17 protein-coding genes are annotated in these 15045 nt (G+C 42.9%); 2 read left to right on the forward strand and 15 right to left on the reverse strand.

What is annotated here, in order from left to right:
- Window positions 1-7: 7 nt before the first annotated feature.
- From tsaD to tsaB, 3 genes are read right to left on the reverse strand one after another with little or no spacing between them, the layout of a single operon-like run.
- Window positions 8-1024, reverse strand: a complete 1017-nt coding sequence (tsaD, locus tag FRX57_RS04615) for a tRNA (adenosine(37)-N6)-threonylcarbamoyltransferase complex transferase subunit TsaD (protein WP_146567184.1) — start codon at window positions 1022-1024, stop codon at window positions 8-10.
- A gap of 6 nt (window positions 1025-1030) precedes the next feature.
- Window positions 1031-1477, reverse strand: coding sequence for a ribosomal protein S18-alanine N-acetyltransferase (gene rimI, locus FRX57_RS04620; protein ID WP_146567186.1), 447 nt, complete (start codon window positions 1475-1477; stop codon window positions 1031-1033).
- Complete coding sequence (gene tsaB / locus FRX57_RS04625; RefSeq protein ID WP_146567188.1) at window positions 1440-2126, reverse strand: tRNA (adenosine(37)-N6)-threonylcarbamoyltransferase complex dimerization subunit type 1 TsaB; 687 nt, start codon at window positions 2124-2126, stop codon at window positions 1440-1442. Before tsaB ends, rimI begins: the two co-directional genes overlap by 38 nt.
- Before the next feature lie 180 nt (window positions 2127-2306).
- Here tsaB and FRX57_RS04630 point away from each other — a divergent pair, with 180 nt between their 5' ends.
- Complete coding sequence (locus FRX57_RS04630; protein WP_146567190.1) at window positions 2307-2537, forward strand: DNA-dependent RNA polymerase subunit epsilon; 231 nt, start codon at window positions 2307-2309, stop codon at window positions 2535-2537.
- Between the two features lies 1 nt (window position 2538).
- Window positions 2539-4221, forward strand: a complete 1683-nt coding sequence (rnjA, locus tag FRX57_RS04635; protein ID WP_146567192.1) for a ribonuclease J1 — start codon at window positions 2539-2541, stop codon at window positions 4219-4221.
- 32 nt (window positions 4222-4253) lie between these two features.
- Here the strand turns inward: rnjA and glnA are convergent, their stop codons facing one another.
- The 12 genes from glnA to rpmG form a co-directional block, all read right to left on the reverse strand.
- Complete coding sequence (gene glnA, locus FRX57_RS04640; RefSeq protein WP_146567194.1) at window positions 4254-5597, reverse strand: type I glutamate--ammonia ligase; 1344 nt, start codon at window positions 5595-5597, stop codon at window positions 4254-4256.
- A gap of 32 nt (window positions 5598-5629) precedes the next feature.
- Window positions 5630-6010, reverse strand: a complete 381-nt coding sequence (locus FRX57_RS04645) for a MerR family transcriptional regulator (protein WP_146567196.1) — start codon at window positions 6008-6010, stop codon at window positions 5630-5632.
- A gap of 76 nt (window positions 6011-6086) precedes the next feature.
- Window positions 6087-6602, reverse strand: a complete 516-nt coding sequence (locus tag FRX57_RS04650; RefSeq protein ID WP_146567198.1) for an FUSC family protein — start codon at window positions 6600-6602, stop codon at window positions 6087-6089.
- A 71-nt stretch (window positions 6603-6673) separates the two neighbouring features.
- Window positions 6674-7873 carry a phosphoglycerate kinase gene (locus tag FRX57_RS04655; protein WP_146567200.1) on the reverse strand — a complete coding sequence of 400 codons (1200 nt, stop codon included), beginning with the start codon at window positions 7871-7873 and terminating at the stop codon, window positions 6674-6676.
- A 132-nt stretch (window positions 7874-8005) separates the two neighbouring features.
- Window positions 8006-9016, reverse strand: a complete 1011-nt coding sequence (gap, locus tag FRX57_RS04660) for a type I glyceraldehyde-3-phosphate dehydrogenase (protein ID WP_146567202.1) — start codon at window positions 9014-9016, stop codon at window positions 8006-8008.
- 222 nt (window positions 9017-9238) lie between these two features.
- Window positions 9239-10324, reverse strand: a complete 1086-nt coding sequence (locus FRX57_RS04665) for a hypothetical protein (protein WP_186600827.1) — start codon at window positions 10322-10324, stop codon at window positions 9239-9241.
- 158 nt (window positions 10325-10482) lie between these two features.
- The gene (gene fusA / locus FRX57_RS04670) at window positions 10483-12564 is read right to left on the reverse strand and encodes an elongation factor G (protein WP_146567206.1); all 2082 of its coding nucleotides are present in this window, start codon (window positions 12562-12564) and stop codon (window positions 10483-10485) included.
- Window positions 12565-12821: 257 nt separating this feature from the next.
- Window positions 12822-13292: a 30S ribosomal protein S7 gene (gene rpsG, locus FRX57_RS04675; protein WP_146567208.1), complete on the reverse strand. Its 471-nt coding sequence runs from the start codon at window positions 13290-13292 to the stop codon at window positions 12822-12824.
- A gap of 20 nt (window positions 13293-13312) precedes the next feature.
- Window positions 13313-13726: a 30S ribosomal protein S12 gene (gene rpsL, locus FRX57_RS04680; protein ID WP_009854984.1), complete on the reverse strand. Its 414-nt coding sequence runs from the start codon at window positions 13724-13726 to the stop codon at window positions 13313-13315.
- Between the two features lie 383 nt (window positions 13727-14109).
- Entirely contained in the window at window positions 14110-14652 is a 543-nt protein-coding gene (gene nusG, locus FRX57_RS04685) for a transcription termination/antitermination protein NusG (RefSeq protein ID WP_146567210.1), read from the reverse strand.
- 51 nt (window positions 14653-14703) lie between these two features.
- A complete protein-coding gene (gene secE / locus FRX57_RS04690) occupies window positions 14704-14874 on the reverse strand; it encodes a preprotein translocase subunit SecE (protein ID WP_146567212.1) in 171 nt (56 codons plus the stop codon).
- 12 nt (window positions 14875-14886) lie between these two features.
- Window positions 14887-15039 (reverse strand): 50S ribosomal protein L33, encoded by a 153-nt coding sequence (rpmG, locus tag FRX57_RS04695; protein ID WP_146567214.1) that lies wholly within the window; start codon window positions 15037-15039, stop codon window positions 14887-14889.
- Between the last annotated feature and the right edge of the window lie 6 nt (window positions 15040-15045).

Consider the following 15045-nt stretch of genomic DNA (forward strand, 5'->3'; position numbering starts at 1 on the left):
ATAATAATCACTCACTTTCTAAATAATCAAAGGCCAAACTGGACTTGGCATTGAGAGCCAAGTCAGCAAGATTTCCCTTGGCATACTCTAGCTCAGCAGCATAGGCAATCATGCCAGCATTGTCCCCACAAAGACGTAAAGGCGGCACGATAAGGTCGAGCTCAGCTGGTAAGTCAGCCGCTAAACGTTGACGCAAGCCCTGATTGGCTGCCACACCACCTGCCAAAACCAAGGTCTTGACTGGATACTGCTGCAAGGCTTTTGCTAGCTTGGCCGCTAAAATATCTAGCACCGCAGCTTGAAAAGAAGCACACAAGTCTTCCAAAACCAGCTCTTCTTCCTTTTGTTGGGCATTATGGTGCAGATTGATAAAAGCCGATTTCAGCCCTGAGAAAGAAAAATCAAGATTATCTTCCTTAATCATGGCTCTTGGGAAATGATAAACATCCTGACCCTGACGGGCTAATTCATCAATTTGACGACCTGCTGGATAAGGCAAACCCATGACGCGGCCAACCTTGTCATAGGCCTCTCCAACCGCATCATCTCTGGTTTCCCCAATGATTTTATAGTCACCAGGCTTTTCCACATAGACCAATTCCGTATGACCCCCACTGACCAAGAGAGCCAAAAGGGGATAGGTCAAGTCTTTGACCGCCTGGGCGGCCATCAAATGGCCTGCCATGTGATTGACAGGGATTAGGGGAAGACCATGAGCCCAAGCAAAGGCCTTGGCTGCCGCTAAACCAACCAAGAGAGCCCCCACCAGACCCGGACCGTAAGTCACTGCCACGCCAGTTAAATCCTTGGGCGTCACATCAGCTTCAGCCAGGGCTTCTTCAATACAACGGGTAATCACTTCAACATGATGGCGGCTAGCAACCTCTGGAACCACCCCACCAAACCGCTGATGACTGCTGACCTGGCTAGCAATCACATTGGTCACCAACTGCTTATCTCTCAAAATCGCCACACTGGTCTCATCACATGATGACTCAATGGCTAAAAAAATTTTTTCTGTCATCTCTTCCTACTCACGTTTCATTATCAGGGCATCTTCCACCGGGTTATGGTAGTAGTTTTTTCGTTGGCCAATTGGCTCAAAACCAAATGTCTGGTAAAGATACTGGGCGGCCACATTCGACTGACGAACCTCTAAAAAGATACTGGACTGCTCTTCGGACAAACTCTGGAGCAACCGCTTGGCAATCCCCCGTCCCTGATAGGCTCGTTTGACCGCTAAATTAGTCAGCTCCAGCTCGCCCATCAAATCTTGCAAGGCCAAAAAACCAACCAAGTCGCCCGCTTGTTCGGCAAAAAAATAAGTGGTGTTGCCTTGGGTCACATCTGCTTCAATCTGAGCTAGGCTCCAAGGAGACTGCTCATAGACATCTCTTAAAATAGCATAGATGCCTTGCACTTGGTCTTGTAAGCTCTGCCTAGACCCATTTGATATAGTCAGCTTTGTCGTCGTCATGCTCTTTCAACCAATTTTCTTCTGCTTCAACCCGCTTAAGGTAGTTAGGGACAAAATCATGAACCTCTGCCACTGGCGGCAGGTCTTGGGCCAAGCGACCAATCAAGCTAGCCGACGGTAAGGTCGGACAAATCTTTGCCTGAGGCAGGGCTGCTGCAATCTGCTGGCTAAAGTTAGCAACTTCACCAACAAAGCAAACCTGATCCCAAGCCGCAGCCATCTCCAAAACCTGATTAAAATCCAAGTAGCCTTCTCTTTGCACCGCTCTGCCATTGGCATAAAAACCAGCATAAACGTGGTTGCGTCTAGCGTCAATAAGGGGGATCAAAATCCCATCAAAATCCTGGTCAGTCAGGGCCTGTAAACTAGAGACCCCTACCAAATCAATTCCTAGAGTATAGGCCAGGGTCTTAGCCGTCGCTACAGCCATGCGTAAACCCGTATAAGAACCCGGTCCCTGAGCCACTGCAATACGGTCCAGGTCTTGCGGTGTCCAACCCAGTGACTGCATGAGAAAATCAATGGTGGGCATGAGGGTCACACTGTGATTTTGCTTGAGATTAAGGCTGGTCTGAGCCAAAATGGTCTGGTCTTGCAAAATTGCCACTGACAAGGCTAGGCTTGAGCTATCAAAGGCTAAAACTTTCATCTTTGCTACTTCCTTACTTGATTCTACCTCTTATTTTATGATATAATTGACATAATTGCAACGAATCAAGGTTAAATCTACTACACAAAATTTAAGATTGAAATTCGTCAAGTTGAGCTATGTTATCAAACTTGACCTTTTCTACATGGCTGATTTGACCGGTACAAGGAAAGGAAACTTATGATTTACAAAGTATTTTATCAAGAAGCTAAAGACCGCAGTCCCCGCCGTGAACAAACCAAGGCCCTCTATCTAGAGATTGACAGCAAAGACGAGCTAGCTGGGCGTATCGCTGCTCGCGAATTGGTTGAAACACACACTGCCTACAATATCGAACATATCGAACGTCTATCTGATAAACACCTTGAATACGAAAAAGAATCAGGCGCTTTTGTCTTAACGGAGTTCTAACATGTCAAATATCAATCTCAAATCAGAAGAAGTTGGCGTTTTTGCCATCGGTGGTCTGGGAGAAATTGGCAAAAATACCTACGGTATCGAGTACCAGGATGAAATCATCATCGTTGATGCAGGGATTAAATTCCCCGAAGATGACCTCCTTGGTATTGACTATGTCATCCCAGACTATTCCTACATCGTTGAAAATATCAAACGGGTCAAAGCCTTGGTCATCACCCACGGCCACGAAGACCATATCGGAGGAATTCCCTTCCTGCTCAAACAAGCCAATGTCCCTATTTACGCAGGACCCTTGGCCCTCTCTCTTATCCGAGGCAAATTAGAAGAACACGGGCTCTTACGTGAGGCCAAACTGCATGAAATCAATCACAACACGGAATTGACCTTCAAAAACTTGCGTGTGACTTTCTTTCGCACCACCCACTCCATTCCAGAGCCCTTAGGCATTGTCATTCATACCCCTCAGGGCAAGGTGGTCTGCACGGGTGACTTCAAGTTTGACTTTACCCCAGTTGGTGAGCCAGCTGATTTGCACCGCATGGCAGCTCTCGGAGATGACGGCGTCCTGCTCCTCCTCTCTGATTCCACCAATGCTGAAGTGCCAACCTTTACCAATTCTGAACAGATGGTTGGTCAATCCATCATGAAAATTATTGAAGGCATTGACGGACGAATTATTTTCGCTTCCTTTGCCTCCAACATCTTCCGTCTCCAACAGGCCGCGGAGGCTGCGGTCAAGACCGGTCGTAAAATTGCCGTTTTTGGTCGTTCCATGGAAAAGGCCATTGTCAACGGAATTGAATTAGGTTATATTAAGGTACCAAAAGATACCTTCATTGAACCAAATGAGATAAAAAACTACCATGCCAGTGAAATTCTCATCATGTGTACGGGTAGCCAAGGCGAGTCCATGGCAGCCCTAGCTCGAATTGCTAATGGCACGCACCGTCAAGTGACCCTGCAACCTGGTGACACCGTTATCTTTTCATCTAGTCCCATCCCTGGCAACACAACCAGCGTTAACAAGCTGATTAACACCATCCAAGAAGCTGGCGTTGCCGTTATCCATGGTAAGATTAACAATATCCATACTTCGGGACATGGTGGCCAGCAGGAGCAAAAACTCATGCTCCGCTTGATGAAACCCAAATACTTCATGCCCGTTCACGGCGAGTACCGCATGCAGAAAGTTCATGCCAGTCTTGCTGTTGACACTGGTGTCCCCAAAGAAAATATCTTCATCATGGAAAATGGTGATGTCCTAGCCCTAACCAAGGATTCTGCTCGGATTTCGGGTAAATTCAATGCCCAAGACATCTACGTGGACGGTAGTGGAATTGGGGATATTGGAGCGGCTGTCCTACGCGATCGCCATGACTTATCAGAAGACGGGGTGGTCTTAGCAGTGGCTACAGTGGACTTTAATTCCAAGATGATTTTAGCTGGTCCAGATATTCTCAGCCGTGGCTTTGTCTACATGCGTGAGTCTGGTGACCTCATTCGTGAAAGTCAACGCCTACTCTTCAATGCCATCCGTATTGCCCTAAAAAACAAGGATGCTAGCATTCAGTCGGTCAACGGTGCCATTGTTAATGCCTTAAGACCCTTCCTATACGAAAAAACTGAGCGTGAACCTATCATTATTCCAATGGTATTGACACCAGATAAAAAATAAATAAACTAGGACAAGGTCCTAGTTTATTTATTTTAGTAACTATCCAAGTAATTATCAATCTCCCACTGAGAAACATAAGCCGCATAGCTGGCCCATTCAATGCGTTTGGCCTCCAAGAAGTTGGTATAGATATGCTCACCCAAGGCCTCCTTGACCACTTCATCTTTTTGTAGAGCCTTGAGGGCATTGTGTAAAGTTGATGGCAAATCAATAATATCAGCTGCTTCACGCTCTTCTGGTGTCATGACATAAATATTACTTTCTACCGGCTCTGGTGCCACAATCTTATGACTGATGCCATCAAGTCCTGCCTCAAGTAATACTGCCAGGGCTAGATAAGGATTGGCCATAGGATCAACCGAGCGTAGTTCCAAGCGTGTCCCCATACCACGCGAAGCCGGAACTCGAATCAAAGGCGAACGGTTTTGTCCTGCCCAGGCCACATAAACCGGTGCTTCATAGCCAGGAACCAAACGTTTGTAGGAATTAACCGTTGGGTTAGTGATGGCTGTGTAACCATAAGCATGCTTCATCAAGCCACCAAGAAAATAATAGGCTGTTTTAGACAATTCCATGCCCCTTGGATCTTTGGAATCATAAAAGGCATTTCCTTGGTCATCAAAGAGTGACATATTGCAGTGCATCCCTGAGCCTGCAATACCGTATTTAGGCTTAGCCATAAAGGTCGCATACAGACCATGTTTGCGGGCAATGGTTTTAACCACTAGCTTAAAAAGCTGAATATTGTCACAGGCCTTAAGGGCATCTGTATATTTGAAGTCAATCTCATGCTGCCCCGCAGCCACCTCATGATGGCAAGCCTCTACCTCAAATCCCATTTGGGTTAAGACCGTTGCAATCTCACGACGCGTATTATCCGCTAAATCTGTTGGAGCTAGGTCAAAATAGCCTCCCTTATCATTGACTTCTAGGGTAGGGTTCCCATTGTCGTCCAATTTAAAAAGGAAAAATTCTGGTTCAGGCCCTAGGTTAAAGGACTGGTAACCCATCTCCTTCATATGGGCTAAGGCCCGTTTTAAATTACCGCGAGGATCCCCAGCAAAGGGCTTACCTTCAGCAGTATAAATATCACAAATCAAACCACCAACAGCCCCATGCTCATCTCCCCAAGGGAAAACGGTCCAGGTATCAAAATCAGGGTAGAGGTACATATCTGATTCATTAATGCGAACAAATCCCTCAATAGAGGAACCATCAAACATAGCCTTATTGGATAAGACCTTGTCTAATTGCTCCGGTGTGGCTGGAATTTCCACATTTTTCATCACGCCCATGATATCTGTAAACATCAAGCGTAGAAAAGTCACATTTTTCTCATCAATTTCACGGCGAATATCTGCTGCTGTTTTTGTCATCGTCTCATACTCCATTCCCTTATTCAACTAGATTAGCCCAGGCGTGGTCCTCTCAGGGCCTGTGACGGTTGATTAAATCTTCCCTGCCGTAATAAATCATCATGCAAAATATGCCGAAGATCAGCGTCAGATAGGGATTTTTTCCTTGTCTGACGGCTAGACAAGACCCGTTCTTGGGCATAATGGCTTTTAATCGCAGCCATAGTTAAACCATCTGCTAAAAAATCCTTGATTTCCAATAAGCGATCCATATCATTGAGGGAGTACAGACGCCGATTTCCCTTGGTGCGTTCAGGTAAAATCAAGCCTTGCTCCTCATAATACCGAATCTGACGGGCAGATAAATCCGTCAAGGTCATGACAGACCCTATCGGAAAAACTGCCAACGAACGTCTAAATTCCTTCTCTTTCATGATTTTTCTCCTTTATTTCTTCCATTATAAAAAGAAAAGAAGCTTCTGTCAAGAATATATGTTAGGTTTTATAACATTACTTATTTAAAAAAGAACGAATTTTATCAATATCACTATTGACCATAATGGCAATAAAGACCCCAACAAAGGTTTCAAAAATCCGAGTGAAAACATAAAGGATGGTATCTCCCGCAGGAATGGATAGGGTAATGATGAGAAGGGCTGCCACCCCACCAATGACCCCAGCCTTGTTGTTCATGGCTACATTGGTCATGATGGTCAGCATGGTCAAGATGGGAATACCAAACAAGGTTAGCCAGTAAGGACCACCCAAGAAATTGCTGAGCACAAAGAAAACCAGGGCAAAAAAACCACCAATGCTGTTGGCAACAATTCGTGATACCCCAAATTGGAGACTGCTACCAAAGTCTTCACGTAAACTAAAAACAGCTGTTAGTGCTCCAATTTGAATTCCTTGCCACCCCAGCCAATTAAAGAGCAAGAGAACAATAAAAACGGCCAGACCGGTCTTAAAAGTCCGCAAACCCAAACGAAATTGACTCTTATCAAATTTAAATTGTTTTAAATTCATTTTTTCCAACCCTTATTTGCAAGAAAAAGGTACCGCCGAAACGATACCTCACGTCTTCATTTAACCAGAGCTTATTTTTCAGTAAGAGCTGCAAGACCTGGAAGAACTTTACCTTCTAGCAACTCCATACTTGCACCACCACCAGTAGAAATCCATGAGAATTTATCTGCACGGCCAAGGTTGATTGCTGCTGCTGCTGAATCACCACCACCGATGATTGATTTAACACCTGGTTGTTTTACGATAGCATCCATGACACCGATTGTTCCAGCTTGGAAATCTGGGTTTTCAAAGACACCCATTGGACCATTCCACACCACTGTTTTAGCACCTGTCAACTCAGCATCAAATTTTTCAATTGATTTTGGACCAATGTCAAGCCCTAGGAAACCTTCAGATACTGCTTCACCTGCTGTATCACGAACTTCAGTGTAACCTGCAAAAGCATCGGCTTCTTTTGAGTCAACTGGCAAGATCAATTTACCATTTGCTTTTTCAAGCAGGGCTTTGGCCACATCCAATTTATCCTCTTCAACAAGAGAGTTACCAATCTCGATGCCTTGAGCTTTATAGAAGGTATAGGTCATACCGCCACCGATAAGCACCTTATCTGCTTTTTCAAGAAGGTTTTCAATAACACCAATCTTGTCAGATACTTTTGAACCACCAAGAATAGCAACAAATGGACGTTCTGGTGTTTCAACAGCCTCTTGGATATAGGCAATTTCGTTTTCCAAAAGGAAACCAGCAACTGCTTGTTCAACGTTAGCTGAGATACCTACGTTTGAGGCATGGGCACGGTGAGCTGTACCAAAGGCATCGTTAACGAAGATACCGTCACCAAGACTTGCCCAGTATTGACCAAGTTCAGCATCATTTTTAGATTCTTTCTTGCCGTCAACATCTTCAAAACGTGTATTTTCAACAAGAAGGACTTGTCCATCTTCAAGGGCATTGATGGCTGCTTCAAGTTCAGCGCCACGAGTAGCACCAGCAATAAAGACAACTTCTTGACCAAGTTTTTCACCAAGTGCTTTAGCAACTGGTGCAAGTGATTTGCCTTCTTTGTCCGCTTCTTCTTTCACACGGCCTAGGTGAGAGAAAAGCACCGCACGTCCACCTTGTTCAAGAATGTACTTGATCGTTGGAAGGGCAGCAGTGATACGGTTATCGTTGGTAATCACGCCATCTTTCAAAGGCACGTTAAAGTCAACACGAACGAGGACTTTTTTACCTTTTACATCAACATCTTTTACAGTTAATTTAGCCATTTTTAAGACTCCTTAAATTTTTATACTTCTTTATTATACCATATTTTCAGAAAAAGTTAAGAACTTAACAAGCATTTATCAGGATTTATAAAGGAAAAAGGAAGGCATTGCCCTCCTTTTTGTTTAGTTTGCTTATTTAGCCAATTTTGCGAAGTACTCAAGTGTACGAACAAGTTGAGCTGTGTAAGACATTTCGTTGTCATACCATGAAACAACTTTAACCAATTGCTCACCGTCAACATCAAGAACTTTAGTTTGAGTTGCGTCAAACAATGAACCGTATGAGATACCTACGATATCTGAAGAAACGATTTGATCTTCTGTGTAACCGTATGACTCGTTTGAAACAGCTTTCATTGCAGCGTTAACTTCTTCAGCAGTAACTTTCTTGTCAAGAGTTACAACCAACTCAGTTACAGAACCTGTTGGAACTGGAACACGTTGTGCAGCACCGTCAAGTTTACCGTTCAATTCTGGGATAACAAGACCGATAGCTTTCGCAGCACCTGTTGAGTTAGGTACGATGTTTGCTGCTGCTGCACGAGCACGACGAAGGTCACCACCACGGTGTGGTCCGTCAAGAACCATTTGGTCACCAGTGTAACCATGGATTGTTGTCATCAAACCTTTTTGAACGCCAAAGGCATCATGAAGAGCTTTAGCCATTGGTGCCAAACAGTTTGTAGTACATGACGCACCTGAGATAACTGTTTCAGAACCATCAAGGATATCGTGGTTTGTGTTGAATACAACAGTTTTAACGTCGTTTCCACCAGGAGCAGTGATAACAACTTTCTTAGCACCATTTTCATGGATGTGTTGCTCAGCAGCCGCTTTAGAGGCAAAGAAACCAGTTGCTTCAAGAACGATTTCTACACCATCAGTAGCCCAGTCAATGTTTCCTGGCTCACGTTCAGCAGAAACTTTAACGAATTTACCGTTAACTTCAAATCCACCTTCTTTAACTTCAACAGTACCGTCGAAACGACCTTGAGTTGTGTCATATTTCAACAAGTGTGCAAGCATGTTTGGATCTGTAAGGTCGTTGATACGAGTAACTTCAACACCTTCTACGTTTTGGATACGACGGAAAGCAAGACGACCGATACGTCCGAAACCGTTAATACCAACTTTAACTACCATTTGTGATTTCCTCCTTATGAAAATCAAATCTTAATATTTTGCTTAGGGCGAACCCTACTATTGTGAAAAAATTAACTTGATTAGTGACAAGCAACCTTTCAACATCTCTATTATATAATGTTTTAATCTTAATTGCAAATACTTTTCACGCTTTCCGAGAAATTTTAAAACTGGTGAGTGTTAGCAGAGCTATCTGATTTGACTAAAAATAGTTCTTACCATTTATTTAAAGGCTCTCCCATTCAATATCAGGTAGGTCGTTGTTAACAGGGCGATGAAAAACATCAGCCATTCTAGCCTATGGCCATAAAAACCAAGTAGAGAAAAAAGCAAAGACAACAGCGAACTGACCAAAGATAGGCTTTGACATAGATATTTCATGTCATTTTTTGCATTGACTTTGAAAAATCTCTTTCTAATCTTTATTGACAACGAAATTGATAGGGCCACAATAAGACTAAAAATCAGTACTTCTACTATCGGGGAATTACCAGACATTCTTAAACTAAAAAAGCCTAGCAAGAGCGGAACGTAGGACCACTCCATAACCAGCGAGTTAGATATCTGTGGATAGGTCTTCTGAAATTGTATGAGCGCGATAGAAGCTATACCTGGTAAAATAAAGGGAAACCAAGAAATATTGTCCAAGCCACTGTCAATAAACCTTTTGGTCATCAAGGGAATAAAGAGGACCGTCACTAATGAGTAAGTTCCCATTAACAAATAGAGTGACTTTTCCTTAATTTTCTTTCTATGATGTAAGGACACCTCAGCAGTATATCGTGGAACCTTGCCAACTAATAAATTTATGACTGTCACAAGGGTTAAAACATAGAGATAGAGGTAATCAAGTGGTAGTAGTTTGACGACAATCCCACAAAAGAAACCTAGCATCTTAGAGATATTTCGTAACTGTTGCATATTGAAAAAACCAACTGTTACGCCAAGCTCATCCTTGAGAATAGCTTCTTGGAGAAAGAGAACCATCGCAGAAATGAGCAAAGATAGGATAGCATAAGAAAATAAAATAAATACAAGTCCAGTCGGATAAACATTGACAAATAAACTACAGGTCACTGATAAAATAAAAGATAAGAAAGCTAGCCTTTGATAACCTATCTTGACAATAAACCTTGTCACTAATATGTCTTGCATAATCACTAAATCAACGATTGATGAAATAGCAATAACCAGTAAACTATTTGTCAGATGATAGTCTAATAATTTTGAAGTCACAAAGGAATAGAGTAAACCCGAAGCAAAAATGTTCAAAAAATAGGCTAGATACAGATTCTTTTTCATCATCATAAATCCCCTCATCTGGCTAATCAGATAGTCATTTAAGCACTTCACTAACAAATGTAAGCGCTTTTTACTATTTTAATACAGTAAAACTTCCTTGTCAATCATGCCTTCTTTATCTGATAAACAAAAAAAGAGTGCCAAGGCACTCTTTTTAACGAAGATTAGTCTTCACCTTTATTTTTCTTGATGATTTCTTCTTGAACTGACTTAGGCACATCTTCGTAGTGGTCAAATACCATCATGAAGGTACCACGTCCTTGAGTTGCTGAACGAAGAACAGTTGCGTAACCAAACATTTCAGCCAATGGCACGAAAGCACGAACCACTTGGGTGTTACCACGAGCTTCCATACCATCAACACGTCCACGACGAGCTGTGACGTGTCCCATAACATCTCCAAGGTTATCTTCTGGAGCAGTGATGGTAACAAGCATCATTGGCTCAAGGATAGCTGGTTGAGCTGATTTAGCTGCTTCTTTAAGAGCAAGAGACGCTGCAATCTTGAAGGCAGTCTCAGATGAGTCGACATCATGGTATGACCCATCATAAAGTTTAGCTTTAACGTCAACCATTGGGTAGCCAGCAAGGACACCGTTTGCCATAGATTCTACAAGACCTTTTTCAACGGCTGGGATAAATTCACGTGGAACCACACCACCGACGATGGCATTTTCAAACTCGAAACCTTTACCTTCTTCGTTTGGTGTAAATTCAATCCAAACATCACCGAATTGACCTTTACCACCAGATTGGCGTTTGAAGAAACCACGAGCTTGTGTTGATGCACGGAAGGTTTCACGGTAAGATACTTGAGGAGCACCAACGTTAGCCTCAACCTTGAATTCACGACGCATACGGTCAACAAGGACATCCAAGTGAAGCTCACCCATACCAGAGATAACTGTTTCACCAGTTTCCACGTTTGTTTCAACACGGAAGGTTGGGTCTTCTTCAGCTAGTTTAGAAAGGGCAATACCCATCTTGTCTTGGTCAGCCTTAGATTTTGGCTCAACCATAAGCTGGATAACTGGTTCTGGAACGTTGATTGACTCAAGGATAACTTTAGCTTTTTCATCAGTCAATGAGTCACCAGTTGTTGTATCTTTCAAACCAACGGCAGCGGCAATATCACCTGAGTAAACGGTTTGGATTTCTTCACGGCTGTTAGCGTGCATTTGAAGGATACGTCCGATACGTTCACGTTTACCTTTTGAAGTATTCAAAACGTATGAACCTGAGTTAAGCACACCAGAGTAAACACGGAAGAAAGTCAAACGACCTACGAATGGGTCTGTCATGATCTTGAAGGCAAGAGCTGCAAATGGCTCTTCATCAGATGCTGGACGAGTTTCTTCTTCATCTGTATCTGGATTGATACCTTTAATGGCTGGGATATCAAGTGGGCTTGGTAGGTAGTCGATAACCGCATCAAGCATCAATTGAACACCCTTGTTTTTGAAGGCTGAACCACATAGAACTGGGAAGAATTCAACATTGATGGTTGCTTGACGGATAGCTTCTTTCAACTCGTCATTAGTGATTTCTTCACCTTCCAAGTATTTCATCATCAAGTCTTCGTTAGTTTCAGCAACTGCTTCAACCAATTTTTCACGGTACTCTTCTGCTTGTTCAAGGTATTCAGCTGGAATATCTTCTTCAAGAATATCTGTACCAAGGTCGTTGGTGTAGATTTCAGCCTTCATCTTAATCAAGTCAATGATGCCACGGAAGTCATCTTCTGCACCGATTGGCAATTGGATTGGGTGAGCATTTGCTTGCAAACGGTCATGAAGCGTGCTTACTGAGTAAAGGAAATCTGCACCGATTTTATCCATCTTGTTGGCAAATACGATACGAGGAACACCGTACTCAGTTGCTTGACGCCATACAGTTTCTGTTTGAGGTTCTACACCTGATTGTGAGTCAAGAACGGTAACCGCACCGTCAAGAACGCGAAGAGAACGTTGTACTTCGATAGTGAAGTCCACGTGTCCTGGTGTGTCAATGATGTTAACACGGTGATCGTTCCATTGAGCAGTTGTCGCAGCAGAGGTGATAGTGATACCACGCTCTTGCTCTTGCTCCATCCAGTCCATTTGTGACGCACCTTCATGGGTTTCACCAATTTTATGGATTTTACCAGTGTAGTAAAGGATACGCTCAGTTGTTGTTGTTTTACCAGCATCAACGTGAGCCATGATTCCGATATTACGAGTTTTTGCAAGTGAAAATTCGCGAGCCATTAGTTTCTCCTAATAATTTTTATTTACTTTTTTATTATAGCATAAATTTGTCAAAAACGGATAGGCAGGACCTACCCGTTTAAGGTTTTTATTTGTCAATAGACAATTTTCTTCCCAAATGATAACCTTTCGCAAAGGAAAAGTCACAGTAGGCGATTGGCAGTCAACTGCCTTGCCAAGCAACTTGTTGCCAACCCAATCGCCCTTGTGGGGGGCAATACATAGAAAGGCCAAAGCCTTTCTTTCTATACTGCTCCCTACCAACGGAAGTGTGCGAAGGCACGGTTGGCTTCTGCCATTTTGTGAGTATCTTCGCGTTTCTTAACAGCTGCACCAGTGTTGTTAGCTGCATCCATGATTTCTTTAGCCAAACGATCTTTCATGGTATGCTCACCACGAAGACGTGATGCGTTTACCAACCAACGAAGGCCAAGTGTTGTACGACGCTCTGGACGAACTTCAACTGGAACTTGGTAGTTTGAGCCACCGACACGGCGAGCACGAACTTCAAGAACAGGCATGATGTTATCCATAGCTGTTTCAAATACTTCAAGAGCATTTTCACCAGTTGCTTCAGCAATTTGCTCAAAGGCACCATAAACGATGCTTGCTGCTACTCCACGTTTTCCATCAAGCATAACACGGTTGATAAGACGTGTTACAAGTTGTGAATTGTACAATGGATCTGCCAATACTTCGCGCTTAGGCGCTCTATTTTTACGACTCATTTTTTCTTATCTCCCTTCTATTATCCTTTAGGACGTTTAGCACCGTATTTAGAACGGCCTTGTTTACGATCAGCAACACCTGCTGTATCAAGCGCACCACGGACGATATGGTAACGTACCCCTGGAAGGTCCTTTACACGTCCACCGCGGATAAGTACCACGCTGTGCTCTTGCAAATTGTGGCCGATACCTGGGATATAAGCTGTTACTTCGATAAGGTTGCTCAAACGCACACGGGCAAATTTACGAAGGGCTGAGTTAGGTTTTTTCGGTGTCATTGTTCCAACACGAGTTGCAACACCACGTTTTTGTGGCGATGACACGTTCGTTTGAACTTTTTTATGGCTGTTGTAACCAACGTTCAAAGCTGGTGATTTAGATTTTTCTACTTTAGATTTACGTGGTTTACGTACCAACTGGTTAATTGTAGGCATCTACATTCTCCTGTAAGATTTTATTTTTGGTTGTCCTAGCACTTGGTGACAGCCTAGAACTGTGTGTACTTTTGCAACATTTGTCAGCACGTCCCTGTACACTCTTGAGAGACCAAAAGTAAAAAGTACCGTTTATTATCATAGCAAAGTCCATCAATATTGTCAAGGATTTTCCCTTAAAAAATGCCTAAAAACCGTTTTATCAAGGAGAGTAAGGCCTGTTTTTCAAGTCACCTTGATAATCACCACTAAAATGATGCAAAAGGATTTATTGCCTTATGAAGGCTTCTGATTCAGGTCGGATTCATTTGAAACGTTTGATTTCCACCCAGTCATCAGTCCTTTGCCAATATAAAAAGTTCTCAACTGAGCTGAGAACTTTTCTAATTGATTTCTGCAATTTGGTACAAACCTAACTCGGCCTGAGTTTCTGAACCAAACATGCTAATCATGATTTTAACCTTATTGTTTTCAATTTCAATCACGCGCCCCTCTTGTCCCATAAAGGCTCCGTCAATGATTTGTACCACATCACCAGCCTTAATATTGGTCTCAACAATATCGACTGTTTGCCCCATAGATAAGAGGATGGCACGAATTTCTTCTTCCAAGAGTGGCGTTGGTTTAGAACGGTTACCATGCGAGCCAACAAAGCCCGTCACATTAGGGGTATTACGAACAACAAACCAAGCCTCATCCGTCATGACCATCTCAACCAGGACATAACCAGGAAAACGGTTTTCCTCAATCTCCTTGGACTGGCCGTTTTTTTCCACATTGACGGTTTGGGTCGGAATCTCCACGCGCAAGATATTTTCCAACATGTTATAGGTCTGCGCTCGTTGGAGCAGGTTTTCTTTGACCTTATTTTCATAACCTGAGTAGGTTTGTAGGACAAACCAGCCCTTATCAAAACTATCTAACATCTTTTATCCTTTCACCAGAAAAAATCTCGTTGACCTTTTCACTATTGCTTTTTAAAAACGATTGATTAACTCAAGAATGCCCAATGACAATAATTTATCAAAAATAAAAATAATAAGAGCAAAAAAGGCAGTGTATTCAATCACCGACAAAAAGTCTTTCCAACGTTGCTTGCGATCTGGCCACGAGGTATCTTTCAAGACCTTAAAAATACTAAATTTCACGCCATTCTCCTTTTATCGTGTTTCTTTATGTAAGGTGTATTGTTTGCAATGCTTGCAAAATTTCTTAACTTCAAGCCGTGTCATCCTTGGATTGCTACTCAAACTAATCGAATAATTACGACTGCCACAATCCACACAGGCTAAACTTGCTTTTTTTTGTGCCATAACGCC

Origin of the sequence: Streptococcus cuniculipharyngis, from assembly GCF_007859195.1 — a bacterium.
Taxonomy (GTDB): domain Bacteria; phylum Bacillota; class Bacilli; order Lactobacillales; family Streptococcaceae; genus Streptococcus; species Streptococcus cuniculipharyngis.

Coding starts and splice junctions, on each gene's coding strand:
- fusA (WP_146567206.1), bottom strand. CDS start 12,564: ATGGCTCGCGAATTTTCACTTGCAAAAACTCGTAATATCGGAATCATG.
- FRX57_RS04645 (WP_146567196.1), bottom strand. CDS start 6,010: ATGAAAGAGAAGGAATTTAGACGTTCGTTGGCAGTTTTTCCGATAGGG.
- rpmG (WP_146567214.1), bottom strand. CDS start 15,039: ATGGCACAAAAAAAAGCAAGTTTAGCCTGTGTGGATTGTGGCAGTCGT.
- FRX57_RS04665 (WP_186600827.1), bottom strand. CDS start 10,324: ATGATGATGAAAAAGAATCTGTATCTAGCCTATTTTTTGAACATTTTT.
- gap (WP_146567202.1), bottom strand. CDS start 9,016: ATGGTAGTTAAAGTTGGTATTAACGGTTTCGGACGTATCGGTCGTCTT.
- rpsL (WP_009854984.1), bottom strand. CDS start 13,726: ATGCCTACAATTAACCAGTTGGTACGTAAACCACGTAAATCTAAAGTA.
- rpsG (WP_146567208.1), bottom strand. CDS start 13,292: ATGAGTCGTAAAAATAGAGCGCCTAAGCGCGAAGTATTGGCAGATCCA.
- rimI (WP_146567186.1), bottom strand. CDS start 1,477: ATGACGACGACAAAGCTGACTATATCAAATGGGTCTAGGCAGAGCTTA.
- FRX57_RS04650 (WP_146567198.1), bottom strand. CDS start 6,602: ATGAATTTAAAACAATTTAAATTTGATAAGAGTCAATTTCGTTTGGGT.
- FRX57_RS04630 (WP_146567190.1), top strand. CDS start 2,307: ATGATTTACAAAGTATTTTATCAAGAAGCTAAAGACCGCAGTCCCCGC.
- tsaB (WP_146567188.1), bottom strand. CDS start 2,126: ATGAAAGTTTTAGCCTTTGATAGCTCAAGCCTAGCCTTGTCAGTGGCA.
- nusG (WP_146567210.1), bottom strand. CDS start 14,652: ATGTTAGATAGTTTTGATAAGGGCTGGTTTGTCCTACAAACCTACTCA.
- tsaD (WP_146567184.1), bottom strand. CDS start 1,024: ATGACAGAAAAAATTTTTTTAGCCATTGAGTCATCATGTGATGAGACC.
- FRX57_RS04655 (WP_146567200.1), bottom strand. CDS start 7,873: ATGGCTAAATTAACTGTAAAAGATGTTGATGTAAAAGGTAAAAAAGTC.
- glnA (WP_146567194.1), bottom strand. CDS start 5,597: ATGACAAAAACAGCAGCAGATATTCGCCGTGAAATTGATGAGAAAAAT.
- rnjA (WP_146567192.1), top strand. CDS start 2,539: ATGTCAAATATCAATCTCAAATCAGAAGAAGTTGGCGTTTTTGCCATC.